The sequence below is a fragment of the Methylobacterium amylolyticum genome (assembly GCF_030700245.1).
Lineage (GTDB): Bacteria > Pseudomonadota > Alphaproteobacteria > Rhizobiales > Beijerinckiaceae > Methylobacterium.
In genome coordinates this window covers 1-12,462 of sequence record NZ_JAUYZI010000063.1, presented here as the reverse complement: position 1 = coordinate 12,462, position 12,462 = coordinate 1, and the positions used below count along the sequence as shown (strand labels likewise).

Annotated in this window: 13 protein-coding genes; 7 read left to right on the top strand and 6 right to left on the bottom strand. The window is 73.8% G+C overall.

Annotated elements, in window-relative coordinates; all coding sequences use genetic code 11:
• Positions 1–117: 117 nt before the first annotated feature.
• The 5 genes from Q8W71_RS28295 to Q8W71_RS28275 all read left to right on the top strand — a co-directional run bounded on the left by Q8W71_RS28295 (position 118) and on the right by Q8W71_RS28275 (position 3,336).
• The gene (locus tag Q8W71_RS28295; protein WP_305528738.1) at positions 118–600 is read left to right on the top strand and encodes a hypothetical protein; all 483 of its coding nucleotides are present in this window, start codon (positions 118–120) and stop codon (positions 598–600) included.
• A gap of 82 nt (positions 601–682) precedes the next feature.
• Positions 683–1,006: an XdhC family protein gene (locus Q8W71_RS28290; RefSeq protein WP_305528737.1), complete on the top strand. Its 324-nt coding sequence runs from the start codon at positions 683–685 to the stop codon at positions 1,004–1,006.
• The gene (locus Q8W71_RS28285; protein WP_305528736.1) at positions 1,006–1,707 is read left to right on the top strand and encodes an XdhC family protein; all 702 of its coding nucleotides are present in this window, start codon (positions 1,006–1,008) and stop codon (positions 1,705–1,707) included. Before Q8W71_RS28290 ends, Q8W71_RS28285 begins: the two co-directional genes overlap by 1 nt.
• The gene (locus Q8W71_RS28280; protein ID WP_305528735.1) at positions 1,704–2,750 is read left to right on the top strand and encodes a molybdopterin-binding protein; all 1,047 of its coding nucleotides are present in this window, start codon (positions 1,704–1,706) and stop codon (positions 2,748–2,750) included. Before Q8W71_RS28285 ends, Q8W71_RS28280 begins: the two co-directional genes overlap by 4 nt.
• Complete coding sequence (locus tag Q8W71_RS28275; protein ID WP_305528734.1) at positions 2,734–3,336, top strand: nucleotidyltransferase family protein; 603 nt, start codon at positions 2,734–2,736, stop codon at positions 3,334–3,336. The genes Q8W71_RS28280 and Q8W71_RS28275 overlap by 17 nt, the downstream gene beginning before the upstream one ends.
• A gap of 14 nt (positions 3,337–3,350) precedes the next feature.
• On the opposite strand, the gene Q8W71_RS28270 is transcribed toward Q8W71_RS28275, so the two are convergent.
• From Q8W71_RS28270 to Q8W71_RS28260, 3 genes are all read right to left on the bottom strand, one after another.
• The gene (locus Q8W71_RS28270) at positions 3,351–3,533 is read right to left on the bottom strand and encodes a DUF2256 domain-containing protein (RefSeq protein WP_305528733.1); all 183 of its coding nucleotides are present in this window, start codon (positions 3,531–3,533) and stop codon (positions 3,351–3,353) included.
• A gap of 131 nt (positions 3,534–3,664) precedes the next feature.
• Positions 3,665–4,852 (bottom strand): OpgC family protein, encoded by a 1,188-nt coding sequence (locus tag Q8W71_RS28265; protein ID WP_305528732.1) that lies wholly within the window; start codon positions 4,850–4,852, stop codon positions 3,665–3,667.
• A complete protein-coding gene (locus Q8W71_RS28260; protein WP_305528731.1) occupies positions 4,853–5,779 on the bottom strand; it encodes an alpha/beta hydrolase in 927 nt (308 codons plus the stop codon).
• 181 nt (positions 5,780–5,960) lie between these two features.
• On the opposite strand from Q8W71_RS28260, the gene Q8W71_RS28255 reads away from it, so the two are divergent.
• Positions 5,961–6,965, top strand: a complete 1,005-nt coding sequence (locus tag Q8W71_RS28255) for an NAD-dependent epimerase/dehydratase family protein (RefSeq protein WP_305528730.1) — start codon at positions 5,961–5,963, stop codon at positions 6,963–6,965.
• 22 nt (positions 6,966–6,987) lie between these two features.
• On the opposite strand, the gene ettA is transcribed toward Q8W71_RS28255, so the two are convergent.
• The 3 genes from ettA to Q8W71_RS28240 all read right to left on the bottom strand — a co-directional run bounded on the left by ettA (position 6,988) and on the right by Q8W71_RS28240 (position 10,115).
• Positions 6,988–8,640, bottom strand: a complete 1,653-nt coding sequence (gene ettA / locus Q8W71_RS28250) for an energy-dependent translational throttle protein EttA (protein WP_305528729.1) — start codon at positions 8,638–8,640, stop codon at positions 6,988–6,990.
• A gap of 268 nt (positions 8,641–8,908) precedes the next feature.
• The gene (locus Q8W71_RS28245) at positions 8,909–9,190 is read right to left on the bottom strand and encodes a hypothetical protein (RefSeq protein WP_305528728.1); all 282 of its coding nucleotides are present in this window, start codon (positions 9,188–9,190) and stop codon (positions 8,909–8,911) included.
• Between the two features lie 25 nt (positions 9,191–9,215).
• Positions 9,216–10,115 carry a DNA/RNA non-specific endonuclease gene (locus Q8W71_RS28240; RefSeq protein ID WP_370875563.1) on the bottom strand — a complete coding sequence of 300 codons (900 nt, stop codon included), beginning with the start codon at positions 10,113–10,115 and terminating at the stop codon, positions 9,216–9,218.
• A 458-nt stretch (positions 10,116–10,573) separates the two neighbouring features.
• Here Q8W71_RS28240 and dxs point away from each other — a divergent pair.
• The coding region (dxs, locus tag Q8W71_RS28235; RefSeq protein ID WP_305528727.1) for a 1-deoxy-D-xylulose-5-phosphate synthase at positions 10,574–12,462 on the top strand (1,889 nt) is incomplete at its 3' end.

The window sequence follows — 12,462 nt, the reverse complement described above, 5'->3', positions numbered from 1 at the left end:
GACGATCGATCGAGGCGGTGACCGGCGCGGCGTTCCGCACCGACGCGTCCGGCTATCCCGCCCCCCGGGCTTGCGCTAGCCTCGGCCCGGACCGGGTGGGACGGGCGGGCTGACGGGGTGCGGCGCCTCCTCAAATTTCTGCACACGATGGGCGCGATCGGGCTGATGGGCGCGATGGCGTGCCTGCTCGTGCTGCTGGCCGCCGCGCCCGCGCCGACGGCCTCGCTCGCCGGCTACGCGCTGGTGCGCGGCGCGATGGGGACGATCGCCACGTGGATCTTCTTCCCGTCGCTGGCGCTGACGCTGATCGCCGGCCTGCTGTCGATCGCCCTCACCCGCGCCTACCTCAACGCCGGCTGGGCGTGGCTCAAGGCCGCCACCGGCGTGCTGGTGTTCGAGGCCGGGTTCGTGAACGTGCTCGGGCCGATGCAGCAGGAGGCGGAGCGCAGCGCCCGGGCGCTCGCCGGCAGCCTCGACCCCGGGACCCTCGCGCGTTCGCTGGGGGCCGAGCGGGGCACCCTGTGGGTGCTGCTCGCGATCGCCACCGCCAACGTCGTGCTCGGCATCTGGCGGCCGCGGCTGGTCCGGCTGCCCCGCTGAGTGCGCCGCCTTGCGCCGCGGCGCGGGAGCCATACCTCACCCGGAGCGGGGGGCGCCCGCGATGTGAAGGTCTTCCCGGACCATGCTCAGCACCGACAGCGACATCCTCGCCGCCGCCGAATCGTGGCGGCGGAACGGGCGGGCCGTGGCGCTCGCCACCGTGATCGAGACCTGGGGCTCGGCGCCCCGCCCGGTGGGCAGCCACCTCGTCGTCGACGGGGAGGGCAACTTCCTGGGCTCGGTCTCCGGCGGCTGCGTCGAGGGGGCGGTGATCACCGAGGCGATCGAGGTGATCGAGGCCGGCGCCCCCCGGGTGCTGGAATTCGGCGTGGCCGACGAGACCGCGTGGCGGGCCGGCCTCTCCTGCGGCGGCCGCATCCGCGTGTTCGTCGAGCGGGTGGAGTAATGCGCGCCGAGACCCTGGCCCGGCTCAACGCCGAGCGCGCCGCGCGCCGGGCGGCGATCCTCGTCACCGACATCGCGGACGGCGGCCAGCGCCTCGTGACGGAGGACGCGGTCGCGGCCGATCCGCTGGCCGAGATCCTGTCGCGGCACCTCGCCTCGGGCAGGAGCGGCCTGATCGAGGTGGACGGTCACAAGAAATTCCTGACGGTGCAGGTGCCGCCGGTGCGGCTCGTGGTGATCGGCGCGGTCCACATCTCGCAGGCGATGGCGCCGATGGCCGCCGCCCTCGACCTCGCGCTGACCGTGATCGACCCGCGCACCGCCTTCGCGACCCCGGAGCGCTTCCCCGGCGTCGCGCTGGTGCCGGAATGGCCGGACGCGGCTCTGGGCGGCGCGGTGCCGGCCCTCGACCGCTACTGCGCGCTCGCTGCGCTCACGCACGACCCGAAGATCGACGACCCGGCCCTTCGGTCGGCGCTCAGGGCCGGGTGCTTCTACGTCGGCGCCCTCGGCTCGCGGAAGACCCACGCCGCCCGCCTCGCGCGGCTGGCCGAGGCGGGCTTCTCCGACTCCGAGACCGCCCGCATCCGGGCGCCGATCGGGCTGGCGATCGGGGCGGTGAGCCCCGCCGAGATCGCGCTCTCCGTCCTCGGGGAGATCGTCGCGGCCCTGCGCCGCGCGCCCTGCCCGGAGGCCGCGTGAGGTTCGGCCCGGTTCCGGTCGGCGAGGCCGCCGGCCTGATCAGTGCCCACACCGTCCGCAGCGGCGGCGAGACGCTGCGCAAGGGCGCGACGATCCCCGCCGAGGTCGCCGCGCGGCTCGCGGCCGCGGGCGTCGATGCCATCGTCGCGGCGGCCCTGGAGCCGGGGGATGTCGGCGAGGACGCGGCCGCCGCCCGCCTCGCGGCGCGGGTCGCCGGTCCGAACCTGCGGGCGGAGGCGCCGTTCACCGGCCGCTGCAACCTGTTCGCCGCGCGAGCCGGCGTGCTGGTGATCGCGCGGGAGGCGGTCGACACCGTCAACGCGGTCGACGAGGCGGTGACGCTCGCGACCCTGCCGCCGTTCAAGCCGGTGGTGGCCGGCGAGATGGTCGCGACCGTCAAGATCATCCCCTACGCCGTGCCCGGCGCGGTGCTCGACCGGGCCTGCGCCGCCGGGGCCGCCGCCGCGCTGCGGGTCGCGCCGTACCGGCGGGCCCGGGTGGCGGTGGTCTCGACCCGGCTGCCGAGCCTCAAGGAGGCGACGATCGACAAGACCTTGCGGGCGCTGGCCGACCGGCTCGCCCCGACCGGGGCGGCCATCGTCGCCGAGACCCGGGTGCCGCACGCGGCCGGGGCCGTGGCGGAGGCGCTGGCCGGGGCGATCGACGGGGCCGGGGCCGACCTCGCGGTGGTGTTCGGCGCCTCGGCCATCGCCGACCGGCGCGACGTGATCCCCGCGGGACTCATGGCGGCAGGGGGCCGGGTCGACCATCTCGGCATGCCGGTCGATCCGGGGAACCTGCTACTGCTCGGCGCCCGCGGCGGGGTGCCGGTGATCGGTGCGCCCGGCTGCGCCCGCTCGCCGAAGGAGAACGGCTTCGACTGGATCCTCCACCGCCTGCTCGCCGACCTGCCCGTCGCCCGGGCCGACATCGTCGCCCTCGGGGTCGGCGGCCTGCTGATGGAGATCGTCTCCCGGCCGCAGCCGCGGGACGGCGGCGCCAGCGCGGGCGAAGACGGGGAGGGCGATGGCGGGAAGCCCTGAGGTCGCGAGCCTGATCCTGGCGGCGGGGCGGGGGACCCGGTTCGGCCCCGGGCCGAAGCTGCTGGCCCGCCTCGATGGCCGCCCGCTGGTGCGCTGGGCGGCGGACGCCGCGCTCGCCGCGCGCCCGCGCCCGGTGGTGGCGGTGCTCGGCGCCCACGCGGGCGCGGTGCGGGCGGTGCTCGCCGGCCTCGACCTCGCCTGCGTCGAGAACCCGGATTTCACGGCCGGCCTCGCGACCTCGCTGCGGGCGGGCGTCGCCGCGCTGCCCGCGACCTGCGCGGCCGCGATCGTCCTGCTCGGCGACATGCCCCGGGTGACGGGCGCCCACGTCGACCGTCTCGCGGAGGCGTTCGCCGGGGCGGGGGCCCGGCCGGCGGCGGTGGTGCCGGTGCAGGACGGGCGCCGCGGCAACCCGGTGCTGCTGAACCTGCGGCTGCTGCGGGCGGAGATCGCCGCGCTCGCGGGCGACCGGGGCGCCGGCCCCCTTCTGGCGGGGCGGACCGACGTGCTGGAGATCCCCGGCGACGTCGGCACCGCCCTCGACATCGATACCGCGCAGGCGCTCGCCGCCCACGCCGGGCGCTGAAGCCCGCGGCCGGTTCAGCCCGGGTCGCGCGCGACCTCCGGCGCAGCGCGGCCCCGCTTCGCCTCCGCCCGGCAGCGATCGGAGCAGTAGCGCACCTCGTCCCAGACCCGGGCCCACTTCTTCCGCCACGCGAACGGGCGCCCGCACTGCGCGCAGGTCTTCTCCGGCAGGTCGCCCTTGCGGCGCATCGGCGGCATTCCGGCCCCTCCTCGTTGCCCCCAGTCTCGTTGCCCCCGGTCGCCCGGGACCGCGCCTGCATCACCGACGCCGACGGCGCTTGATCGGCGACGCCCACCGCTCCGACGATCGCGCCGGCGGCCTTGCGCCGTCACCGCGCTCCACGGCTGACCCGGCGCGCCCGGGCGTCGAGGGCGAGCGCCAGCCCCAGCATCAGCGCGATCCCGCCGAGATTGACCGCGACCTGGAGCTGCCAGAACGGCTCGAAGGTCCGGTACAGGATCCGCCCGAACAAAGCGGCGAGGCAGCCGGCGGCGAAGATCTCCAGCGAGTGCCGGCCGCAGGCGTCCAGCGGCCGCAGCCACGCACGCTGCGACAGGCGCATCACGGCGGGCGAGCCGAGGACGAGGTAGGTCAGCGCCAGGATGTGCAGCAGGCGCAGCGGCACGACGTGGCCCTTCTCCGGCTGGGCCATCGCCAGCGGCCGCAGGTCCGGCAGGCCCCACTCCGTCCACGAGCCGCCCTGCACCAGCGCGAAGGCGAGGTAGGCCCAGGCGGCGGCCGTGACGAGCGGGTGGCGCGGCAGCAGCCCGCCGCGCGCCCGAAGCGCCAGGGCCAGGGCGGCGCCGATCACGAACAGGAACTGCCACGCGAACGGGTTGAAGTACCAGCCGTCGTCCACCGCCGCGGCGTTGGGCAGGTTGAGCGTGTGGTCGACGTTGGCGGCGAGCCAGATCGTGCCGGACAGGGCGAGCACGCCCCACACCCCGCGCCGCATCCCGTAGTAGATCAGCGGAAACAGGGCGAGCAGCACGATGTAGAGCGGCAGGATGTCGAGGTAGTTCGGCAGGGCGTTGAGCGCGAGGCCGCGCAGCAGCCCCGGCAGCAGGCCCATCTCCAGCAGCGGGCGCACGCCGAAGCGCGGCACCAGCCCGGTGATGTCCATCCAGATCCGCACGATGACGAGTGTGGCGAGCAGCAGGCAGGCCTGGAACAGGTAGATGCGCACGCAGCGCTTGGCGATGCGGACCAGCGTGGTCGCGACCCCGGACCGCCGGAACAGGCCGCCGTAGGCGACCATCGACGAGAAGCCGGCCAGGAGCACGAAGATCTCGGCCGCGTCGGAGAAGCCGAAATTGTGCAGCGTGAACAGCGCCGGCGCGTTGCGCGGAATGTGGTCCACGAAGATCGTGAGCAGGGCGAGCCCGCGGATCACGTCGACCCGCGCGTCGCGACGGCGCGACGCGTCCCCCGCGGCGGGCGGCGGGGCGGGTGCGTCCGGGGCAGGCGAGGGCCCGCGCGGGACGGTCTCCCGCGCGGGGGCTTCGATCTCCCCCACTCAGGTCAGGACCGAGACGCTGGTCAGCCACAGGCGGCACAGCCGCGGCCACAGGGCCACGGGGGCCTCCGAGCGGCCGATGCCGAAGCCGTGGCCGCCCACGGCGAAGCGGTGGTACTCCACCGGCACTCCGGCGCCGCGGCACGCCTCGTCGAGGACGCGGCTGTTCTCCGGGCTGATCACCCGGTCGTCGTCCGCCTGCACGAGGAACAGCTTCGGCATGCCGGCGCGGATATAGGTCTGGAGCGACCATTCCTCGCTCGCGGCCGGGGTCGGGTTCTCGCCGACCAGCGAGCGGCGGGTCTGGGTCCGGTCGAACGGCGGTTGCAGGCTGACCACCGGGTAGATCAGGTTGGCAAAATCCGGCCGCGCCGAGAGTTCGTCCACGGCGTCGACCCGCGGGTAGGACCGGAAGGCGGAGCGCGCGGCGATCATGCCGGCGAGGTGGCCGCCCGCCGAGAAGCCCATCACGCCGAGGCGGTTCGGGTCGATCCGGAAGCGCTCCGCGTTGGCGCGGATCACCCGCACGGCGCGCTGCCCGTCCTGGAGGGACACGATCGGGCCGTCGTCCCAGCCCTCCATCGGCAGGCGGTAGGTGAGGACGAAGGCGGTGATCCCCTCGCTCGCCAGCCAGAAGGCGGCGGGGAACGCCTCCTTGACGATGCCGATCCGGGTGTAGCCGCCCCCGCCCAGCACCAGCATCGCCACGCCGTTGGGCTTTGAGGGGGAGAAGACTTCGATGACGGGCGTGGCGACGTTGCTGACCGCGCCGCTGTCGTCCCGGGCGAAGGGCCCGTGCGGGCCGCCGCCGCCGGGGGGCCAGTCCGGCCAGAGCGGCAGGCGCACCGGCGCGCCCAGCGCCTGGGCCGGGGCGCTGAAGGTCGCCGCAGCGGCGAGCGACAGGAGGATCGAGCGACGATCGGGCATGGTCATCCCCTCCGGCGGCGCGTCCTCCGGGCGCAACCCGCAGATGCAAGCGCCTTGCCCGCGATCGGTTCCGCGTTCACCGCACCGATGCGGGGTTGATCGTGCTGGGCACGGCCGCGCTATAGAGACTGCCGGGTCGATCCCGGCCGCCCGTGCCGGCCGTCGGCGGAGGTCAGAAGCGATGCGCGTCCTCGTCACCGGAGCGGGCGACTATCTCGGGCGGCGGCTGATCGCGCGGCTGGCCGACGGCCTGCCCGCGGGCGGGCGGATCCTCGGCATCGCGGGCGAGCCGATGGGGGCGGGCGATCCGGCCTCGGCGGGCGATCCGGCCCTGCCCGGCGTCGCCCACCGGACCGTCGACCCGCTCGATCCGGCCGCCCTGACGGCGACGGTGGCGGACTTCGATCCCACGGTCGTGGTCCACCTCGCCGCCCTGGCCTCGGTGGCCGAATCGAGCCGCACGCCGGCCCACGCGTGGCGGGCCGACCTGCTCGGCTCGCTCAACCTCGCCGAGGCGGTGGGGCGCGCCTGCCGCGGGGCGCGGTTCGTGTTCGTCAGCTCGACCGAGGTCTACGGGGCGGCGCGGGCGGGCGCCTGCCTCGACGAGGCGGTGCCGCCGCGGCCCTGCAACATCTTCGGCCGCACCAAGCACGCCTGCGAGGCGATCCTGCGCGACGTCCTGTCGACCGCCCGCGTCCGCCACACGGTGCTGCGGCCGTCGAACTACATCGGCCCCGGCCAGAGCACCGCCTTCGCCGCGCCCTCGCTGGCGATGCAGATCGCCCGCGTCGAGGCCGGGCTGGTCCCGTCGGCGGTGGCGGGCAGCGCCTTCCCGCCGGTGATCGAGGTCGGGGATCTCGGCGTGTGCCGCGACTTCATCGACGCGGACGACGTCACCGCCGCCTGCCGCGCGGCGATCGCCGCCGACCTGCCGGACGGGGGCGTCTACAACGTCAGCTCGGGGGTCGCGACGCCGATCGGCGCGGTGCTCGACACCCTGCGGGGGCTCGCCCGCGCGCCCTTCGACGTGCGGGTGTCGCCGGACCGGTTGCGGCCGTCCGAGGTGCGCAGCGTCTGCTGCGACGCCTCCGCCTTCGCGGCGGCGACCGGCTGGCGCCCGGAGGTGCCCCTGGCCCGCAGCCTCGCCGCGATCCTCGACGACGCGCGGGGGCGGGTCGCGGTCTGAGCCGGCCCGCGCCCGACGCGCCTCAGCGGGAGAAGCGCTTGTACTTCAGCTTCTTCGGGATGATCGAGTCGGCCCCGAGCCGGCGCATCTTGTCGGCCTCGTAGTCGGAGAAGTTGCCCTCGAACCACTCCACGTGGCTGTCGCCCTCGAAGGCGAGGATGTGCGTGGCGATGCGATTCAGGAACCAGCGGTCGTGGCTGATGATCACGGCGCAGCCGGCGTAATCCTCCAGGCCCTCCTCCAGCGCCCGCAGGGTCTCCATGTCGAGGTCGTTGGTCGGCTCGTCGAGCAGCAGCACGTTGCCGCCGCCCTTCAGGGTGCGGGCGAGGTGGACGCGGTTGCGCTCGCCGCCCGACAGGGTGCCGACCTTCTTCTGCTGGTCGCCGCCCTTGAAGGCGAACGCCGCGCAGTAGGCCCGCGAATTGATCTCGCGCTTGTTGAAGTACAGGATGTCGTTGCCGCCGGAGATCTCCTGCCAGACGGTCGCGTTCGGGTCGAGGGCGTCGCGCGACTGGTCGACGTAGCCGAGCTTCACGCTCTCGCCGACATCGATCGCGCCGCTGTCGGGGGTCTCGACGCCGGTGATCATCTTGAACAGGGTGGTCTTGCCGGCCCCGTTCGGGCCGATGACGCCGACGATGCCGCCCGGCGGCAGCTTGAACGACAGGTCCTCGATCAGCAGGCGGTCGCCGTAGGCCTTCGACAGGCCCTTGAACTCGATCACGTTCTGGCCGAGCCGCTCCGAGATCGGGATGACGATCTGCGCGGTGGCGTCGATCTTCTGCTGCTGCTTGGCGACCAGCTCCTCGTAGCGGGTGATGCGGGCCTTCGACTTGGTCTGGCGGGCCTTGGGCGAGGCCGAGATCCACTCCTGCTCGCGGGCGATGGAGCGCTGGCGGGCCATGTCCTCGCGGCCCTCCTGCTCCAGGCGCTTCTGCTTCTGCACCAGCCAGGAGGAGTAGTTGCCCTCGTAGGGGATGCCCTTGGCGCGGTCGAGCTCCAGGATCCAGCCGGTGACGTTGTCGAGGAAGTAGCGGTCGTGGGTCACGATCAGGATCGCGCCCGGGTACTGGCGCAGGTGGCCTTCGAGCCAGTTCACCGTCTCGGCGTCGAGGTGGTTGGTCGGCTCGTCGAGCAGCAGCAGCTCCGGCTCCCACAGGAGCAGGCGGCAGAGCGCGATGCGGCGGCGCTCGCCGCCCGACAGGGTGGCGACCGGCTGCTCGTCGCTCGGGCAGCCCAGCGCCTCCATGGCCTGATCGACCTTCGAGTCGAGCTCCCACAGGCCGAGCGCCTCGATCCGGTCCTGGAGCTCGGTCATCTCGTCGGCGGTCTCGTCCGAGTAGTTCATGGCGAGCTCGTTGTAGCGGTCGAGCATGGCCTGCTTCTCGGCCACGCCCTCCATCACGTTCTCGCGGACCGTCTTGTCCGGATCGAGCTGCGGCTCCTGCGGCAGGTAGCCGACGCGCGCGCCCTGCGCGACCCAGCCGTCGCCGGTGTAGTCCTTGTCGATCCCGGCCATGATCTTCAACAGCGTCGACTTGCCGGAGCCGTTGATGCCGAGCACGCCGATCTTGGCGTCCGGGTAGAAGGACAGGTTGACGCTATCCAGGACCTTCTTGCCGCCGGTATAGGCCTTGGTCAGGCCCCGCATGTGGTAGATGAATTCGCGCGCCATCGGAGCGTCCTCGGCTGTTCGTCGGAGCCGCGCCCGCTCCGGTCTGGGCGGGCGGCTCGGGGTCTCTCGTCCTGCCGGGCCGCCGCGGACCGGGATCCGCGCCGCAGGCCGGCCGTGTCGGGACGCGCGGCGTGCCCCGGCGGCGTCGGGCCGGCACTGCGCGCGAACCGCATGTCAGGAAGCGTGCCGCCCGAGTATCAGGCCGGCCGGAGCGCGGCAAGGCGACGGCGCGAGGCGACAGCTTCTGGCGACGGCTCCGGGCCTCGTCTCAGGCGAACGGGTTCCTGACCGTGCGCGGCGGCGCGTCCGGCGCGTCCGCCACGGCCTCCGGCAGGTCGGCGGCCTCCAGCGCCGTCACCACCGCGTCCAGCGTCCGCTTGAGCAGGCGCGCCTGGGCGAGGCCGCTCCGGTCGCGGGTGATGTCGAGGCTGCCGTGCACGGCGATCCGCTCCGTCCCGTTCTCGAAGGACAGCGCGCCGACGCTGCGCACCGCCGCGTCGTCGGCGAACGGGGTGAAGCCGTCCCGGTCGGGATCCTGATCCTTGGCCATCGCGTCCCTTACGAAGATCGTGCCTTCAGAAGATCGAGCGCAGGAGGTCGCGCAGCGCCTTGCGCACCGCGCGGGCGAGTTCGCGGCCGAGCCAGTCGCTCCAGCTCTCCGGTTCCTTGCCAGTCTCCTTGCCCGCCCGCCCGGCCTCGCCGCGGACGAAGGCGTGCGGCTCGGGCAGGGTCATGGCGGTCGCCCGCGCCGCGGGCGGCAATCCCGGGAACGGGTCGATGCCGGACAGCGCCTGGAGTTCCCGGATCGACACCGCCCGCCAGTCCTTGTCGGGCCCGTTGCGGGCGAGGTAGGCGCCGGCCTCGCCGGTGGCCGGGTCGTAGAGCGCCTTGAAGAGCTGGGTCGGCACCAGCACCCCGCCGCGGATCTCCTGGACGTCGTCGCCGGAGAAGATCACGCCGGTGACGACGTAGACCGAGCCCTGCCGGGTCGCGAGCCGGCGCACGCTCTCCTCGATGTCGGCCCAGAGCCCGCGGTTGAGGCTGCGGTCCTGCGGGACGATGTTGGCGAGGCTGAAGGATTGTGCCTGCGCCGATTCCGTCGGCATGTCGCCCGCCGGGGCGAGGTGGCCGCGGTCGTAGCCGCTGCGGACGTAATCCTCGAGCGAGGCGCGGTCGTCCGGGGGCAGGCGGTCCTCCTCGTGGAAGGAATCGTCCCGGGCCACCGTGCGGGCCGCCGCCACGCTGTCCCGGGTCAGGTGCTCGGCCGCGTAGAGCGGCGTGCGGGTCACGCCGGAATGCAGCACCGCGAAGGCCTCGAAGCAGAGCGGCACGGTCCGCGCCGCGAGCTTCGGGTTGGTCAGCGCCGGACTCTGCCCGTCCGGGAACAGCGCGGGGCAGGTCTCGGCCGCCCGCGCCGGCCCGGCGAGGGCGAGCGGGAGCCCGACGAGGAGCAGGCGAGCGCGGCGGATCACCAGCACGCGCGCACCCGCCGCGGCCCCTCGGGGGTCGGCCGCTCCCGCCGCCCGCAGGGGCGCCCCAGGCTGCCGGTGAACGGCCGCACGTCCCGGTCGGGACCGCCGGGAACCGTCCGCGGCGGACATGCGCCGAGGAAGTTGCACGGGAAGTCGAGATTCCCATCCGGCTCCCGCGGACCGGCATTGGCTTGGCCGTATCCGAGGAACGTCCAGATCAGCAGGATTGTGCACAGACGAGGGGGTCTCAACGGCGCGACCTCATGTGGCGGCAAAGGCACGAGGATCAAAAAATCGCGCGCCCGACATTGATTGGGCCGGCGATCGTCCGTAACTGGCACTATCGTGACAGCGGCGGCGGGCTGCGTTCTAGCACGAACGCGCGCCGCCCGGGGCCCGTGCCGTGCTCGGATGGCGCGCCGGCCGTGCTGTCGGCACACGGAACGAAGCGGATACGAGCCTTGGCGATATCTCCTGATCAGTCGGCGCTTCTCGACCGGATCCCGGAGCCTGCGGATCTGCGGCGTCTGCCGGAGAGCGAGCTCCAGGCGGTGGCGGACGCGGTGCGCGCCGAGATGATCGACGCGGTCTCGATCACCGGCGGCCATCTCGGCTCGGGGCTCGGCGTGGTCGAGCTGACGGTGGCGCTGCACCACGTGTTCGACACCCCCGACGACCGGATCGTCTGGGACGTCGGCCACCAGTGCTACCCCCACAAGATCCTCACCGGACGCCGCGACCGCATCCGCACGCTCCGCCAGGGCGGCGGCCTGTCCGGCTTCACCAAGCGCTCCGAGAGCGTCTACGACCCGTTCGGCGCCGCACACTCCTCCACCTCCATCTCCGCCGCGCTGGGCATGGCGGTGGGCCGCGACCTCGACGCCGCCGCCGCCAGGCAGAACGGCCTGCCGGCGCGCAAGCGCCGCAACAGCATCGCGGTGATCGGCGACGGCTCGATGTCGGCGGGCATGGCCTACGAGGCCATGAACAACGCCGGCGCCCTGCACTCGCGCCTGATCGTCATCCTCAACGACAACGACATGTCGATTGCCCCCCCTGTGGGCGCCATGTCGGCCTACCTCGCCCGGCTCGCCTCCGGCGACACCTACCGGAGCTTGCGCGAGACCGCCAAGCAGCTCGGCAAGCTGCTGCCGCGGGCGCTCTACCAGCGCGCGGCCGCCGCCGAGGAGTACGCCCGCTCGCTGGTGGTGGGCGGGGGCACGATGTTCGAGGAGATGGGCTTCCACTACGTCGGCCCCGTCGACGGGCACAACCTCGACCACCTGCTGCCGGTGCTCAAGAACGTGCGCGACACCGAGCAGGGCCCGATCCTGCTGCACGTGGTCACCCGCAAGGGCAAGGGCTACGCCCCCGCGGAAGCCTCGGCCGACCGCTACCACGGGGTGGTGAAGTTCGACGTGGTCTCAGGCGTGCAGGCCAAGGCCAAGCCGAACGCGCCGGCCTACACCCGGGTGTTCGGCGAGAGCCTGATCAAGGCCGCGGACGCCGACGAGAAGGTGGTGGCGATCACCGCGGCGATGCCCGGGGGCACCGGCATCGACCTGTTCGGCAAGGCGCACCCGGACAGGACCTTCGATGTGGGCATCGCCGAGCAGCACGCGGTGACGTTCGCGGGGGGGCTCGCGACCGAGGGGTACAAGCCGTTCGTGGCGATCTACTCGACGTTCCTGCAGCGGGCCTACGACCAGGTCGTGCACGACGTGGCGTTGCAGAACTTAGCTGTACGGTTCTGCCTGGACCGGGCGGGACTGGTGGGCGCGGACGGGGCGACGCACGCGGGCGCGTTCGACCTGGCCTACCTGTGCTGCCTGCCGAACATGACGGTGATGGCGGCCGCCGACGAGGCCGAGCTGGTGCACATGGTGGCGACCCAGCACGCGCACGACGCGGGCCCGAGCGCGCTGCGCTACCCGCGCGGCGAGGGGGTGGGGGTCGAGCTTCCGGAGCGGGGCGAGGTTCTGCCGATCGGCAAGGGGCGGATCGTGCGCGCGGACGCGAACCCGCGGGTGGCGCTGCTGTCGCTCGGCACGCGGCTGGCGGAGGCGCTGAAGGCGGCCGACAGCCTGGCGGAGCGGGGCGTGCCGGTGACGGTGGCGGACGCGCGGTTCGCCAAGCCCCTGGACGAGGCGCTGATCCTGGATCTGGCGGGGCGCCACGAGGTGCTGATCACGGTGGAGGAGGGCTCGCGGGGCGGGTTCGGGGCGCAGGTTCTGCACCTCCTGGCCGAGCGGGGCGCGCTGGACGCGGGGCGTGTGCGGGTGCGGACGCTGACGCTGCCGGACCTGTACCAGGACCAGGACAGCCCGGAGAAGATGTACGCCCAGGCCGG